Here is a 14,454-nt window from a genome sequence, read left to right as displayed (position 1 = left end):
CCGGCTCGGTGGGGCGTGCACGGGAGGACCCATGACCGTTGTGAACATTCACGCCGAACGAGGGGACATGCCTGCCTACGCGGCGACGCCGGCCGGTACCGGTCCGTGGCCCGGCGTCGTCGTCATCCATGACGCACTCGGCCTGAGCCGTGACACCAGAGACCAGGCCGACTGGCTGGCCGGCGAGGGGTTCCTCGCCGTGGCACCTGACCTGTTTTACTGGGGCACCAGGACGGCCTGCTTGTGGTCCCTCATCCGCGGCTGGCGGCCCCTCGGTGACCTGGACCTCACCCGCGCCTGGCTGGCCGGACAGGACGGCTGCACCGGCCGGATCGGCGTGATCGGTTTCTGTATGGGCGGCGGGTTCGCCCTCATGCTGGCCCCGGACCATGACTTCGCCGCGGCAAGCGTCAACTACGGCGGACTGGATGACGGGACCGCCCGCGCAATGCCCCGCGCCTGTCCCATCGTTGGCAGCTACGGCGCCAGGGACCGCTGGCCCGGAGTGCGCAAGGTGCCGGCGCGTCTGGAGCCGCTGCTCGCCGACGCCGGAATAGAGCATGACATCAAGGTCTATCCCGACGCCGGTCACGGCTTCCTCAACAGGCATGGCCCGTCGGACCTCACGTTCGGGGACAAGTTGCTCGCGAAGCTGGTTGCTGCCGGTTACCACGAGCCCTCCGCCGAGGACGCGCGCCTGCGCATCCTCGGGTTCTTCCGGGAACACCTGATCACTGAGGGGGAAGCGCGATGATGCACCCTGCACCGAGGGGATCCCAGCTGGCAGCGGGTGCCGTGGCCGTTTTCACCACCGGCTACCTGGCCGTTGCGCGGCCACGCCTGCTTCGCTGGGGTGCGACCGTTGACGAAGCGCGGGGACCTTACCCGGGCGCCGGGTTGATTCCGGGCAGCACCCGAAGCGCGACCATGGCGGTGACCATCGATGCGCCCCCTTCCCGCGTGTGGCCCTGGCTGGTGCAGATGGGAACGGATCGCGCCGGCTGGTACAGCTGGGACCGTCTCGATAATTTCGGGCGCCGCAGCGCAGGGCGCATCCATCCGGAGTGGCAGGACATCGCCATCGGTGACCGTCTGGCGGCGAAGCCCGACGGCAGCGAGTGGTGGGCGGTCGCGGCGCTTGAACCCGAGAGGTTCCTGGGCCTGCGTATGTCGGTCGATCTCCGCGGGCGTCCCTTCGACCCGGCACGAACCCGGCCGCGCTATTACACCGACTCGCTCTGGGGATTCGAGCTGCGGGAGGCCGCTGGTGAGCGCACCCGGCTGGTGGTCAGCGGGTACTGGTCGCTACGGCCACAATGGCTGCAACCTATCATGAGCATTGCCATGCTGGAGCCCGCGCACTGGGTCATGCAGACCCGTCAGTTCTCGAATCTAGTGCGCCTCGCCAGCCGATGAGAGGTCTCCGGACCCGGAGCACGCAGCGAAGCCCCACCCGCCGCGAGGTCCCAAACGGCGAGGGGACGGTTAAGGCCAATGTCCGGTACGAACATTGGCCTTAACCGTCCCCTCGCTGGCGGAGGGCGTCCCGAAATTCGGGCTAGAACCAGATCTTGATCTCGCGCTCGGCGGATTCCGCCGAATCCGAGCCGTGGACCAGGTTCTGCTGGACCTTCAGGCCCCAGTCGCGGCCGAAGTCGCCGCGGATGGTACCGGGCGCCGCCGTCGTCGGGTCCGTGGTGCCGGCGAGGGTGCGGAAGCCCTCGATCACGCGGTGGCCCTCGAAGATCGCGGCGACCACGGGGCCGCTGAGCATGAACTCAACCAGCGGCTCGTAGAACGGCTTGCCGACGTGCTCCTCGTAGTGCTGCTCCAGCAGTTCGCGGCTTGCGTCGACTTTCTTGAGCTCGGCCAGGGTGTAGCCCTTGGCTTCGATCCGGCTCAGGATGGCGCCGGACAGGTTGCGGGCGACGCCGTCGGGCTTGATCAGGACGAGGGTGCGCTCAATGCTCACAGCTGCTCCAATGTGTTGGGGTGGGATTTGGGTCAAGTCTACGGGGTTCGGGCCAGGTGCCCGGGATGGAGGTTCAGGCGCTCTTTCCCGGCGCGGGGCCCTGGGGGTGGGCCGCATCCCAGTCAGCTTGCTCGCGCTCCCGCTGGGCAGCTTCCCGGTCAATCCGGATGCCGGTCCGGATCCCGTACCACCACGCCACGGCGAAGAGCGCGCCGACGAGGTACATCGCCGGTTCCACGATGCCGCCCAGGATCAGCACGAGCTGCAGGACCCAGCCCAGGGCCACTCCCCACGGCTTCGAGAGGACAGCGCAGGTGAAGACGAAGACCAGGCACAGGCCGATCCCGACCGAGAAGACCAGGGCCGCAGGGTATTCGTTCCGGTGCAGTCCAAAGACGGCCAGTGTGCCGAAGAGCACCACGAACGCTTCCAGCAGCAGGACCGTGGAGGCGAACATGACCTTCGTCGACCGTCGTTTTTTGGGCATGCCCGGGCGCCATTCGCGCTGGGCTTTGGTGAGCTTCGCCATCGCTTAAGCGTCCGCCTTTCCGAGCAGGATCCGGGCGTCCGCGACGAGCGTGATGGAACCGGTCACGAGGACCCCGCCGGCGGGCTCGTCATCGGCTTCGGCCCGTTCCACGGCCCATTCGAGGGCATCATCGAGCTTCCCGGCGACGTGGATGTTCTCCTCGCCGAAGCCCAGGTCAACCGCGATTTCGGCCAGGTCCTCGGCCGGGACGGCCCGGGGCGAGTTGGACTGGGTGAAGCAGTATTCGGTGGCGAGGCCGCCCAGGGATTCCTTGAGCTGGCGCAGGATCTCCTCGGCATCCTTCTCCCGCAGCACGCCGACCACCACCACCAGCTTGGTGAAGTTGAAGGCCTCGTGGATGGCCTCGGCGGAGACCCGGATGCCCTCCGGGTTGTGGGCCGCGTCCACGATGATGGTCGGCGCGGTGCGGACCACCTCAAGCCGTCCAGGGGAGGTGACGGAGGCGAAGGCCTCCTGCAGGATCTCGGCGTCGATCGCCTTTTCCCCGCCAAAGAACGCTTCCAGCGCAGCAATGGCGACGGCGGCGTTCTCGGCCTGGTGCGCGCCGTGCAGCGGCACCAGCAGGTCCTCGTAGCGTCCGGCGATGCCCTGGATGGTGACCATCTGGCCGCCGACCGCGACGGTGCGGGATTCGACGCCGAACTCCACGCCCTCGAAGCGGAACGGCACGTTGACCTCTTTGGCCTTTTCCAGCAGGACCTGGGCCGCGTCGACCGGCTGCGCCGCGCTGATGAGGAAGCTGCCGGGCTTGATGATGCCGGCCTTCTCGTAGGCGATGTCCCCGGTGGTGTCGCCCAGCAGATCGGTGTGGTCCAGCGAGATCGGGGTGACGACGGCCACCTGGCCATCGCCGACGTTCGTGGCGTCGGTGATGCCGCCCAGGCCCACTTCGATCACGGCGACGTTGACCGGCTGGTCAGCGAAGACCGCGAAGCCCAGGATCGTCAGGCACTCGAAGTAGGTCAGCCGGGGCTGACCCGCCGCCTCGAGTTCGCCGTCCACAATCTGCAGGTAGGGACGGATCTCGTCCCAGATCCGGACGAACGTCTCATCCGGCACCGGGGCGCCGTCGATGCTGATCCGCTCGGTGACCTTGGACAGGTGCGGGCTCGTGTAGCGGCCGGTACTCAGGCCGTGGGCGCGCAGCCCGGCCTCGATCATCCTGGCCGTGGAGGTCTTGCCGTTGGTGCCGGTGACGTGGATGATCGGGAACGCCTTGTTCGGCTCCCCCAGGATTTCCATGGCCCGGTGCAGCGGGGCGAGCCGCGGCTCCATTTTGTTTTCCGGCGCCCGGCCCAGCAGCTCGGCGTAGACGCTTTCAACGGAGAATTCATCGGTCATGGTTTAGGCTCCAACTTTCTTGGCAACGCTGACCTGTGGGTCCTTGATGTCGGCCGCCAGGGTTTCCAGCTCGACGGTCAGGGTTTCGGTCTTGACCAGCTCCGCGTTGGCCAGCAGCGCCTCGACGACGTCCTGCTTCGCCGTGACGGACGTGCTGATCCGGTCGCTGACATTGAGTCCGGCGTCCTTGCGGGCCTGCTGGATGGCGCGGACCATGTCACGGGCCAGGCCCTCGGCCTCCAGCTCCGGGGTGACCTCGGTGTTGAGGACCACGAAGCCGCCGCCGGGAAGCACGGCGGCCGCGCGCGAGCCTTCGCCTTCCGCGGCCTCGGCCACGACGGTTTCCAGGGTGTACTCCTGCGGTTCGAGGTCGAGGCCGCCGGCGGTGACCACCCCGGCGTCGCTGACCGACCAGTCGCCGGACTTGGAGCCCTTGATGGCCTGCTGGACGTTCTTGCCCAGGCGCGGGCCGGCGGCCCGGGCATTGACCACGAGCTTCTGCTCGATGCCGAACTCCTCCGGGGAGGCGCTCTCGGCGTCCAGCAGGCGGACCGAGCGCAGGTTCAGTTCATCGGCGACGACGGCGGCGAAGCCGCCCAGCGCGTCCGCGCCCGGTGCCACGACCGTGAGTTCCTGCAGCGGCAGGCGCACGCGCAGGTTCGCGGCCTTGCGCAGCGAGGAGCCGGTGGAGCAGATCTGCTGCACCCGGTCCATCGCCTCGACCAGGCCCGGGTTGGCCGGGAACAGTCCGGCATCCGGCCAGTCGGCCAGGTGCACGGAACGCCCGCCGGTGAGGCCGCGCCAGATCTCCTCGGAGATCAGCGGCAGCAGAGAGGCGGCCACGCGGGTGACGGTCTCCAGCGCGGTGTAGAGCGCGTCGAAGGCGTCCACACTCTCGTCGAAGAAGCGCTGGCGGCTGCGGCGGACGTACCAGTTGGTGAGCATGTCCAGGTAGCTGCGCAGCTCGTCGCAGGCGCCGGAGATGTCGTAGCTGTCGAGCTGGGCGGTCATGTTCCGGACCAGGTCCCCGGTGTTGGCCATGAGGTACTGGTCCAGGGTGTCGGCGTAGCCGTCGTAGCGGAGCTTCGCGTCGTACCCGCGCCCGCCATCTGCCGCGTTCGTGTACAGCGTGAAGAAACTGTAAACGTTCCACAGCGGCAGTATGACCTGACGGACGCCGTCGCGGATGCCCTGCTCGGTGACCACGAGGTTGCCGCCGCGCAGGATCGGGCTGGACATCAGGAACCAGCGCATGGCGTCGGAGCCGTCGCGGTCCAGGACCTCGGAGACGTCCGGGTAGTTGCGCAGGCTCTTGGACATCTTCTGCCCGTCCGAACCCAGCACAATGCCGTGGCTGATGACGTTGCGGAAGGCCGGTCGGTCGAACAGCGCGGTGGAAAGGATGTGCAGCATGTAGAACCAGCCGCGGGTCTGGCCGATGTACTCGACGATGAAATCCGCCGGGTTGTGCGTGTCGAACCATTCCTCGTTCTGGAACGGGTAGTGGACCTGGCCGTAGGGCATGGAACCGGAATCGAACCAGACGTCCAGGACGTCCTCGACGCGGCGCATCACGGACTGGCCTTCTTCCGGAGTGCGGGGGTCATCCGGGTTCGGGCGGGTGAGCTCGTCGATGAACGGCCGGTGCAGGTCCACCTGGCCGGCCTTGTTCAGCGGCAGGCGGCCGAAGTCGGCCTCGATCTCGGCCAGGGAGCCGTAGACGTCGGTGCGCGGGTAGTCCGGGTCGGTGGACTGCCAGACGGGGATGGGGCTGCCCCAGTAGCGGTTGCGGCTGATGGACCAGTCGCGGGCGTTGGCGAGCCACTTGCCGAACTGGCCGTCCTTGACGTTGCCCGGGATCCAGTTGATGTCCTGGTTGAGCTCGGACATGCGGTCCTTGAACTTGGTGACCTCGACGTACCAGGAGGACACGGCGCGGTAGATCAGCGGGTTGCGGCAGCGCCAGCAGTGCGGGTAGCTGTGCTCGTAGCTGGCCTGGCGGACCAGGCGGCCCTGGGCGCGGAGCACCTGGGTGATGGGCTTGTTGGCCTCGAATACCTGCAGCCCGGCGATTTCGGCGAGGTCGCCGTGGCCGAAGAGCGGCAGGAACTTTGCGCCTTCGTCGACCGAGAGGACAACGGGGATGCCGGCCTCTTCACAGATCTTCTGGTCGTCTTCGCCGTAAGCGGGGGCCTGGTGGACGATGCCGGTGCCGTCGGTGGTGGTGACATAGTCGGCCACGAGGAAGCGCCAGGCGTTCTCGGTGCCGTACTTTTCGGCGTCGTGGAAGTAGTCCCAGAGCGGCTCATAGCTCAAGCCGTTGAGCTCGGCGCCGGTGTGGCGGGAGGTGATGGCGGCTTCCGCGGCGGCGGCACCCTCGGCCCCGTCGCCGTAGCCGAGGTCCTTGGCGTAGGCGGCCAGGAGGTCCGCGGCGAGCAGGAAGCTGCCCGTGACGGGGGCGTCGGCCGCGGCGGCCTTGATCCCGTGCGGGCCGGCCGGCAGGACCACGTAGCTGATGTCGGGCCCGACGGCGAGCGCCAGGTTGGTGGGCAGCGTCCAGGGCGTGGTGGTCCAGGCGAGTGCCTGTACCCCGGCGAGCTGCCTGGACAGCTCCGAGTCCCCTGCCGTGATGGGGAACGTGACCGTGACGGTCTGGTCCTGGCGGTTCTTGTAGACGTCGTCGTCCATGCGCAGCTCATGGTTGGACAGCGGCGTCTCGTCCTTCCAGCAGTACGGCAGGACGCGGTAGCCGTTGTAGGTCAGGCCTTTTTCGTGCAGCTGCTTGAAGGCCCAGAGCACGGACTCCATGTACTCGACGTTGAGCGTCTTGTAGTCGTTTTCGAAGTCCACCCAGCGCGCCTGGCGGGTGACGTAGCTCTTCCATTCGTCGGCGTACTTCATGACGGAGGCGCGGCAGGCGTCGTTGAACTTGTCGATGCCCATGGCCTCGATCTGGGTCTTGTCCGTCATGCCCAGCTGCTTCATGGCTTCCAGCTCGGCGGGCAGGCCGTGGGTGTCCCAGCCGAAGCGGCGCTCCACGCGGCGGCCGCGCTGGGTCTGGTAGCGGCCCACGAGGTCTTTGGCGTAGCCGGTCAGGAGGTGGCCGTAGTGCGGCAGGCCGTTGGCGAAGGGCGGGCCGTCGTAGAAGACGAACTCGTTGGACCCGCGCTTGCCGTCAGGCAGGTCGGGATCCCGCTGGTCGATGCTCGCCTGGAAGGTGCCGTCCTGGTCCCAGTATTTGAGGATGCGCTCTTCGATCTCCGGGAACTTCACGGAGGCAGACACACCGGAGGTGTTGGAAACTGCGTTGGAAGCCGCGTTTGACGCAGAGGTGGTGGAGCCGGCGCCTGTGGCGGAGGCCTTGGGGTAATAAGTCATCTCGACATCCTGGGTTGAGCTGGTGAACACATGCATTCAGGATGCGAGGACGGCCCTGTTGTCTTCCGACACCACGGACCGCGGTACCACCTCACTTACCGCCACCGGTCCGCTCCCCTTCGCGAAAGGTTCTGCACCGGCGTCGGCCGCTCATTACTGCTGTGACGGGCTTACCCGTCCGGTTCTACTGGCCCGTGCACGCACCGTGGCGACTAAATCTCCACCTCACGCGAGGGTGTTCTTCCGGAAGCTCACCGGTGATGGCCGGGTCAAAGCTGCTACGTCGATGGTACCGGAGAAAATAGTGCGTTTCACTGCCCCGCTGCAGTGACGGGCAGTGCGACTGCATTTCACAGCTACTAACTCCGCTGTGAGGGGCGACGCCGGCGGTCCGACTGCATAGACTCATGCCATGACCGTCCCCCGGCCGCCCCGGGCCTACCCGTGAAGCGCCGCAGCGCCAGCCGCCGGTGGCAGGTGTCCTCTGTCCTCTGCGCCGCGCCCGTTGCGGTGGTATCCATCTTCCGGGCGGTCCCGGGGCCCTGGCCAGCCCCGGTGGTCCAGCTCGTGGCCTTCACGCCCTGGTTCGCGCTCCCTGCGGGCGCGGCCCTCCTGCTCGCGCTGCCGGGGCGGCGTCCCTGGGCGGCCCTCCCGGCCGGCGCCCTCCTGGCCCTCCAGCTGCTGTGGCTGTTCCCGCCGGACCGGGTGGCGGACAGGCTTCTGCCCCGGCAGGCGGATTCGCTGCCTGGCGAGCAACGGAGCACGGGGCAGGCACAGTCCACAGCCCCGGCGCCGACGGCGGAACTTACGGTCATGAGCCTCAACGCCTGGAAAGGCCAGGCGGACGCCACGGAAGTTGTCCGGCTGGTGCGTGAAAACGGTGTCGGGCTCCTTGCCGTCCAGGAACTCTCCCCGGACCTGGAAAAACGGCTGGACGCGGAGGGGCTGGACGCGCTGCTTCCGCACCGGATCAGCCGCTCGAGGGACGGCGCGGGCGGCGGCGCCGTGTACTCCTCACGCCCGATCATTCCGGTGGACTCCGTGGACGGTTCCGCCTTCCACATGCCAACGGTGCAGCTGGAGCTCGACGCCGGCGGCCGGCCGGCCCCCCTCACCGTGACCAACGTGCACACCAAGGCTCCGGTGTGGGGCCGGGCCGGGCAGTGGCGGAGTGAATTGGCTGCCCTGGGCCGCCTTGCCGCCCGTCCCGGCAGCATGCTGCTGCTGGGCGACTTCAACGCCACCCTCGACCACGCCGAGTTCCGCCAGATCCTTCAGGGCCCTGACGGCACCGGGCCCGGCGGCCCCCGCGTCGACGCGGGCGCCGCCGCCCTGGCACGGCTGGTTCCGACCTGGCCGATGGCCGGGCCCCCGCTGCCGGGCGTGGTGATCGACCACATTTTGACCAGCCCGCAGGTGGGCAGCAGCGGCTATGCCGTGCTGCCGGTGGCCGGGACGGACCACGCGGCGGTCCTGGCCACGTTGTCCGTCCCCGCGGCGGACTAGCTGCGCGGCAGTTTCATGCCGCACTCGGCCATCACGTCCCGGAGCCGGTCCGGGTAATCCGTGATCAGCCCGTCCACGCCGGCACCGATGAGCGCCCGCATGGTGGGCTTGTCATCAACGGTCCACGGAATGACCTGCATGCCTGCCGCATGGGCACGGCGGACCATGTCGGCGGTGACGTAGGGAACATAGCCCGGATCCGTCACGGCGCCGTCCTGCGGCGTGCCGTGCACGGGAGAGATGGCGTCGAAGCCCAGGGACGAGGCTGCGGCGACGAGGTCACCGCCGAAGTCATCGGCGTCGATGCCGCCCAGCCACGGCGACTTGCCGGGCTGGCCTGCCTGGAGGAAGTCCTTGTTGGTCAGGGCCACGGTGCGGATCTGGGGATCGCGCTGCTGGACCAGGCGCAGTGAGCCCCAGTCGAAACTCTCGATTGAGACGCGGCTCTGCATGTGGGCGGCCTTGATTTCGCGGAGCGCGACGTCGACGAACTGCTCCCGCGGGGCCGTTTCCTGCGGCGCCCCTGCCTCGACCTTGGTTTCGATGTTGAACTTCACCTGGCTGGCGCGGTGCGAGTCCGCCAGGGCGAAGACCTCGGCCAGCGTGGGCATCTTGGCGCCCGGCGAGGCCGCCTGGCCCGGGAACTGGGGCAGCGTGAGGGTGCCGCAGTCCAGGCTGCGGACCTGCGCGAACGTCAGGTCCTTGATGTATCTGCCCACGTAGGGGAACTGTGGGTCGTTCGGCGTGACAGGAGCCGTATCCAGGCACTTCTGGCCGCTGATCTTGCGGTCGTGGGTGATGACCTCGTGGCCGTCCTTGGTGATCTGGAGGTCCAGTTCGAGGGTGGAGACGCCGGTCTCGATCCCCTTGGCGAAGGACGCCAGGGTTGACTCGACAGTCAAGCCGATGCCGCCTCGATGGGCCTCGAGGTCAAAGTGGTTGCCCTGGCTGTTGGGGTTCGTGTCGGCCGCGTGGGCCTCGGCGGCGTTTGCCTGGGCGGCGTTTGCCTGGGCAGCGGCGGCGAGGAGCAGGGCTGCGCTGAGCACGGCAGCGCCGAGCTTCGTCGGGGTTCGCATGGGAAAGTTCTCCACTCTGGTGGTGTGCAGTTGCATGCGCCACCTTGCCCAACCCCGGCCAACTCCGGACCAGCGCAGCCTGACCTGCGCCCCACGCCTCGGTGAACGTCAGGTGTCGCAGCCGGATGTCCCGGCCCCTTGCCCCGCCCTTGGCCCCGCTCCTGGCCCCGCCCTACTGGTTCTTGCGGATCAGCTTGTAGTTGGCCGCCTGCGCCACCGGGCGGATCACGATCTGGTCCAGGTTGATGTGGTGCGGCGCGACGACGGCGTAGCGGACCACATCGGCCACGTCCTCGGCGGTCAGTGGCTTCTCGACTCCCTGGTACACCTTGGCCGCCGCGTCCTGGTCGCCGAGGCGGTTCAGGGCGAATTCCTCGGTCTGCACCAGCCCGGGGGCCACCTCGATCACGCGGAGGTTGTGCTCGGCCTCTTCGAGCCGCAGGGCGCCGGTCAGGGCGTGCTGGGCGAACTTGGCCGCGTTGTAGCCGCCGCCGCCCTCATAGGCCGCGAGCCCGGCCGTGGAGGTCAGGTTCAGCACGGTTCCCTCGCCGCAGGCACGCAGCATGGGCAGGAACGCGCGGATCAGCTTCATGCTGCCCAGCACGTTGACCTGGAACATCCATTCCCAGTCCTCGGTTTTGGCCCCGGCGACCTTGTCGGCGCCGCGGGCACCACCGGCGATGTTGATCAGCGTGTCGATGCCGCCGGCGCGGGTCACCTCATCGAGCAGCCGGGCCACATCGGCGTCGTCGGTCACATCGGCGGGAAGGGCGACGGCGCCGGTTTCGGCGGCGAGCGCTTCGAGCCGGTCGGCACGGCGGGCGACGGCGAACACGGTCCAGCCTTCCTTGCGGAGCGCACGCACCGTGGCCTCGCCGATTCCGGTGCTGGCGCCGGTGACTACTGCTGCTTTGGCTCCTGCTGCAGTGAATTCTTGTGTGTTGTTGTCGATTCCCTCAGTCATGGCACCACAGTAACGGCAATGCCGGGCTCATTTCCTGCTGCTGCTGCCGTGCTCCAGGAACTCCTGCAGCACCCGGGCATGGTTGGTCTCCGGGTCCCGTGCACCGAACAGCAGCGTCACTTTCCCGTGCTCCGCCGCGAGTCCGTACAGCGTCTGCACGGCCGGGTTGCCCTCGAGCTCGGCTTCGTAGGCCGCCCGGAAGTCCGCGAACCGTTCCTGCATGTGCCCGAATTCCTTGCGCAGCGGTGCAGACGGTGCCACGTCCTTGAGCCAGAGCTCCAGGTGGGCCCGTTCCTTGCTGACTCCGCGGGGCCAGAGCCGGTCCACCAGGACCCGGCAGCCGTCGTCGTCGGAAGGGTCGTCGTAGATGCGCTTGATCACGAAGGTTCCGGCAGAATTACCCTGAGAATTGCCCATCTGCGCATGCTACTTCACGTTACTTGGGCGGCGCCCACACCCGGAGATCCCGCCGCCGGCCGCATCCCGTACATCAGGGGATGGGAGTTAGTGGAAGAATTGGCCCATGGCTGAAGACAATCAGGGTACAGACACGCCCACCACCGCCCCCATCAACGTTCCGGACAAGCCCGCCCTGGAGGGGCTGGAAGAGGCGCTCACGCAGCGCTGGCTTGGCGAAGGGACCTACAAGTTCAACCCGGACACCACCCGGGAGCAGGTCTACTCGATCGACACTCCCCCGCCCACGGCATCGGGATCCCTCCACGTGGGACACATGTTCTCCTACACCCAGACCGACGTCCTGGCGCGCTATCAGCGCATGACCGGCAAGAACGTCTTCTACCCCATGGGCTGGGACGACAACGGCCTGCCCACCGAGCGCCGCGTGCAGAACTACTACGGGGTGCGCTGCGATCCCGCGATCGCCTACGACGCCGGCTACCGCCCCCCGGCCGAGCCCGCCAAGAACCAGCGCGACTTCGACGTCATCTCCCGCAAGAACTTCATCGAGCTGTGCGAAGAGCTCGCGGTCGAGGACGAGAAGGTCTTCGAGCACCTGTTCCAGACCCTGGGCCTGTCCGTGGACTGGGATCTGACCTACCGGACGATCGATGACAAGTCCCGCGCCATCTCGCAGCGCGCTTTCCTGGCCAACCTGGCCGCAGGCGACGCGTACATGGCCGAGGCCCCCACCCTGTGGGATGTCACGTTCCGCACCGCCGTGGCCCAGGCCGAGCTCGAAGACCGCGAAGTCGCCGGCGCCTACTACCGCTACCCCTTCTTCACCGAAGACGGCGAAAAGATCTTCATCGAAACCACGCGCCCCGAGCTGCTGGCCGCCTGCGCCGCGCTCGTGGCCAACCCCGACGACGAGCGCTACAAGCCGCTGTTCGGCAAGAAGGTCACCTCTCCCCTGTTCGGTGTCGAGGTAGAGGTCAAGGCCCACCCGCTGGCCAAGGCAGACAAGGGCTCCGGCGTCGCCATGGTCTGCACCTTCGGCGACCTCACCGACGTCACCTGGTGGCGCGAACTGCAGCTGCCCACCCGCGCGATCGTGGGCCGCGACGGCCGCATCATCGGCGAGACCCCGGAGTGGATCACCACCGAAGAAGGCCGCGCCAACTTCGCGGCCATCGCCGGCAAAACGGTGTTCAGTGCCAAGGAGTCCGTGGTGGAGCTCCTGGCCGCCGCGGAACTGCTTGACGGCGAGCCCAAGAAGATCATGCACCCGGTGAACTTCTTCGAGAAGGGCGACAAGCCCCTCGAGGTCGTCACCTCACGCCAGTGGTACATCCGCAACGGCGGACGCGACGAGGACCGGCGCGAACGGCTGATCGGCCGCGGCAACGAGATCGAGTTCCACCCCGCCTTCATGCGCTCCCGCTACGAGAACTGGATCTCGGGGCTCAACGGCGACTGGCTCGTGTCCCGCCAGCGCTTCTTCGGCGTGCCGGTACCGGTCTGGTACCCCCTGGATGCCGACGGCAACCCCGAATACGACGCACCGATCGTCCCGTCGGACGCGCAGCTGCCCGTGGACCCCGCGGCAGATGCGGCCCCCGGCTACGAGGAAGCCCAGCGCGACGTGCCCGGCGGCTTCACCGGCGACGCGGACGTCCTCGACACCTGGGCCACGTCCTCCCTGACCCCCCAGATTGTGGGCGGCTGGAGCACCGACGAGGCGCTCTTCGCCAAGGTCTACCCCTTCGACGTGCGCCCGCAGGGCCATGACATCATCCGGACCTGGCTGTTCTCCTCCGCCGTCCGCGCCGACGCGCTGCAGAAGACCGCACCGTGGAAGCACGCGGCCATCTCCGGCTGGATCCTGGACCCGGACCGGAAGAAGATGTCCAAGTCCAAGGGCAACGTCATTGTGCCCACGGATGTGCTGGAGGAGTACGGCTCCGACGCCGTGCGCTACTGGGCTGCCTCGGCCAAGCTCGGCGCGGACACCGCCTACGAGATCGCGCAGATGAAGATCGGCCGCCGCCTGGCCATCAAGCTGCTCAACGCCTCCAAGTTCGTCCTGAACCTGGGCGCCACCGAGGACTCGGTCGTCTCCGGCGACCTGTCCGTGCTGAGCAACCCCTTAGACCGGGCCGTCCTGGCCCAGCTCGCCGACGTCGTCGAGCAGGCGACCAAGGCATTCGAGGGCTACGACTACGCCCGGGCGCTGCAGATCACCGAGAGCTTCTTCTGGAACTTCACCGACGACTACGTGGAGCTCATCAAGGACCGTGCCTACGGTGCGGCAGGCGAGGAGCAGCAGGCATCCGTGCTGGCCGCCCTCGCGACGAGCCTGGACACCCTCCTGCGGCTCTTCGCGCCGTTCCTGCCGTTCGCCACGGAGGAAGTCTGGAGCTGGTGGCGCGCCGGTTCCGTGCACCGCGCCCAGTGGCCCTCCGCCATCGCGGTCGACGGCGACACGACCCTCCTGGCCACGGTGGGCACCGCGCTCAGCGGCATTCGCAAGGCCAAGTCCGAGGCCAAGGTCAAGCAGCGCACCGAGGTGCTGTCCGCGACGATCACGGCCTCGGAATCCCTCACGACCCAGCTCAAGGCCGGCCTCGCCGACCTCAAGGCCGCGGCCAACGCCCGTGAACTGGCGCTTGTTGCCGGCGAGGGTGAACTGGCCGTCAGCGACGTTGTGCTGGCACCTGCCGAGCCGCCCGTCCAGGCGTAGTCTCCGGCGGAAACAACACGAAGGGGCCCTCGGCCCGGTTCAGAGAAGCGATTCTGATCCGGCGGGGCCCCTTCGGCGTCGCGGGGAGGCTCAGACCGCGAAGGACGTCTCGAAGTGCGTCAGCACCGGCGGGGCGGCCAGGAGTTCTGCCAGCCCGCTCGCGCCGTCGCCTGCGCGCCAGGCGCGATAGGCGGCGTCGTGTTCCATCGATGCCCACTGTTCGACCACGAGAAAATGCGCCGGATCCGCGCTGTCGACCAGCACGTCGACCCCGAGGCAGCCGTCAAAGGCGCGCGTATCGGAGAGAATATCGCGGAGCACCGCGGGCGCCGTGGGCAGGGCTTCGGCTTTGACGTTCAAGTCGAGATGGGCTGTAACGGGCATGGCGCTCCAATGTTCGCAGGTGGGGACAGGACAAAACCGGGTACAACCGGGCGGGTTGCCCGGAGATCACGACACGGGGACCGCTGCCCCGTCATTGGAAGCAACAGCCGGGCCGCCGGGCTTGTTCCTTCGGCCCGGAAC

12 protein-coding genes are annotated in these 14,454 nt (G+C 67.9%); 4 read left to right on the top strand and 8 right to left on the bottom strand.

The features are described 5' to 3' along the window. The first annotated feature begins 31 nt into the window (after nucleotides 1–31). Together AC1DNG_RS00375 and AC1DNG_RS00370 are read left to right on the top strand one after the other, a co-directional pair. Complete coding sequence (locus AC1DNG_RS00375; protein WP_476886349.1) at nucleotides 32–754, top strand: dienelactone hydrolase family protein; 723 nt, start codon at nucleotides 32–34, stop codon at nucleotides 752–754. Nucleotides 755–795: 41 nt separating this feature from the next. After that, complete coding sequence (locus AC1DNG_RS00370; RefSeq protein WP_476886348.1) at nucleotides 796–1,416, top strand: hypothetical protein; 621 nt, start codon at nucleotides 796–798, stop codon at nucleotides 1,414–1,416. A 142-nt stretch (nucleotides 1,417–1,558) separates the two neighbouring features. Here AC1DNG_RS00370 and ndk read toward each other — a convergent pair whose 3' ends face one another. From ndk to ileS, 4 genes are all read right to left on the bottom strand, one after another. Next, nucleotides 1,559–1,972, bottom strand: coding sequence for a nucleoside-diphosphate kinase (gene ndk / locus AC1DNG_RS00365; protein ID WP_018773361.1), 414 nt, complete (start codon nucleotides 1,970–1,972; stop codon nucleotides 1,559–1,561). A gap of 73 nt (nucleotides 1,973–2,045) precedes the next feature. Then, nucleotides 2,046–2,501 (bottom strand): DUF4233 domain-containing protein, encoded by a 456-nt coding sequence (locus AC1DNG_RS00360; RefSeq protein ID WP_476856911.1) that lies wholly within the window; start codon nucleotides 2,499–2,501, stop codon nucleotides 2,046–2,048. Nucleotides 2,502–2,504: 3 nt separating this feature from the next. Next, on the bottom strand, nucleotides 2,505–3,863 hold the full coding sequence (locus tag AC1DNG_RS00355) for a bifunctional folylpolyglutamate synthase/dihydrofolate synthase (RefSeq protein WP_223917442.1): 1,359 nt from the start codon (nucleotides 3,861–3,863) through the stop codon (nucleotides 2,505–2,507). A gap of 3 nt (nucleotides 3,864–3,866) precedes the next feature. After that, the gene (ileS, locus tag AC1DNG_RS00350) at nucleotides 3,867–7,241 is read right to left on the bottom strand and encodes an isoleucine--tRNA ligase (RefSeq protein ID WP_476886347.1); all 3,375 of its coding nucleotides are present in this window, start codon (nucleotides 7,239–7,241) and stop codon (nucleotides 3,867–3,869) included. Between the two features lie 444 nt (nucleotides 7,242–7,685). Here ileS and AC1DNG_RS00345 point away from each other — a divergent pair, with 444 nt between their 5' ends. After that, nucleotides 7,686–8,747 (top strand): endonuclease/exonuclease/phosphatase family protein, encoded by a 1,062-nt coding sequence (locus AC1DNG_RS00345; protein WP_476886346.1) that lies wholly within the window; start codon nucleotides 7,686–7,688, stop codon nucleotides 8,745–8,747. Here AC1DNG_RS00345 and AC1DNG_RS00340 read toward each other — a convergent pair. From AC1DNG_RS00340 to AC1DNG_RS00330, 3 genes are all read right to left on the bottom strand, one after another. Next, nucleotides 8,744–9,823: a glycerophosphodiester phosphodiesterase gene (locus AC1DNG_RS00340; protein ID WP_476873726.1), complete on the bottom strand. Its 1,080-nt coding sequence runs from the start codon at nucleotides 9,821–9,823 to the stop codon at nucleotides 8,744–8,746. The two genes, AC1DNG_RS00345 and AC1DNG_RS00340, sit on opposite strands and share 4 nt — an antisense overlap. A gap of 172 nt (nucleotides 9,824–9,995) precedes the next feature. Beyond that, nucleotides 9,996–10,787, bottom strand: a complete 792-nt coding sequence (locus tag AC1DNG_RS00335; protein ID WP_223917446.1) for an SDR family oxidoreductase — start codon at nucleotides 10,785–10,787, stop codon at nucleotides 9,996–9,998. Between the two features lie 27 nt (nucleotides 10,788–10,814). Then, complete coding sequence (locus tag AC1DNG_RS00330) at nucleotides 10,815–11,204, bottom strand: DUF488 domain-containing protein (RefSeq protein WP_476856916.1); 390 nt, start codon at nucleotides 11,202–11,204, stop codon at nucleotides 10,815–10,817. 106 nt (nucleotides 11,205–11,310) lie between these two features. On the opposite strand from AC1DNG_RS00330, the gene valS reads away from it, so the two are divergent. Continuing rightward, on the top strand, nucleotides 11,311–13,929 hold the full coding sequence (gene valS, locus AC1DNG_RS00325) for a valine--tRNA ligase (protein WP_476886345.1): 2,619 nt from the start codon (nucleotides 11,311–11,313) through the stop codon (nucleotides 13,927–13,929). A 90-nt stretch (nucleotides 13,930–14,019) separates the two neighbouring features. Here the strand turns inward: valS and AC1DNG_RS00320 are convergent, their stop codons facing one another. Continuing rightward, nucleotides 14,020–14,313 (bottom strand): putative quinol monooxygenase, encoded by a 294-nt coding sequence (locus AC1DNG_RS00320; protein WP_476871691.1) that lies wholly within the window; start codon nucleotides 14,311–14,313, stop codon nucleotides 14,020–14,022. Nucleotides 14,314–14,454 lie beyond the last annotated feature (141 nt).

The organism is Arthrobacter sp. 01T425 (genome assembly GCF_056398725.1).
The sequence above is the reverse complement of the archived record's forward strand: the minus strand, read 5'-3'. Positions and strand labels throughout refer to the sequence as shown.

Coding starts and splice junctions, on each gene's coding strand:
- AC1DNG_RS00375 (WP_476886349.1), top strand. CDS start 32: ATGACCGTTGTGAACATTCACGCCGAACGAGGGGACATGCCTGCCTAC.
- AC1DNG_RS00360 (WP_476856911.1), bottom strand. CDS start 2,501: ATGGCGAAGCTCACCAAAGCCCAGCGCGAATGGCGCCCGGGCATGCCC.
- AC1DNG_RS00355 (WP_223917442.1), bottom strand. CDS start 3,863: ATGACCGATGAATTCTCCGTTGAAAGCGTCTACGCCGAGCTGCTGGGC.
- ileS (WP_476886347.1), bottom strand. CDS start 7,241: ATGACTTATTACCCCAAGGCCTCCGCCACAGGCGCCGGCTCCACCACC.
- AC1DNG_RS00340 (WP_476873726.1), bottom strand. CDS start 9,823: ATGCGAACCCCGACGAAGCTCGGCGCTGCCGTGCTCAGCGCAGCCCTG.
- AC1DNG_RS00335 (WP_223917446.1), bottom strand. CDS start 10,787: ATGACTGAGGGAATCGACAACAACACACAAGAATTCACTGCAGCAGGA.
- AC1DNG_RS00330 (WP_476856916.1), bottom strand. CDS start 11,204: ATGGGCAATTCTCAGGGTAATTCTGCCGGAACCTTCGTGATCAAGCGC.
- valS (WP_476886345.1), top strand. CDS start 11,311: ATGGCTGAAGACAATCAGGGTACAGACACGCCCACCACCGCCCCCATC.
- AC1DNG_RS00320 (WP_476871691.1), bottom strand. CDS start 14,313: ATGCCCGTTACAGCCCATCTCGACTTGAACGTCAAAGCCGAAGCCCTG.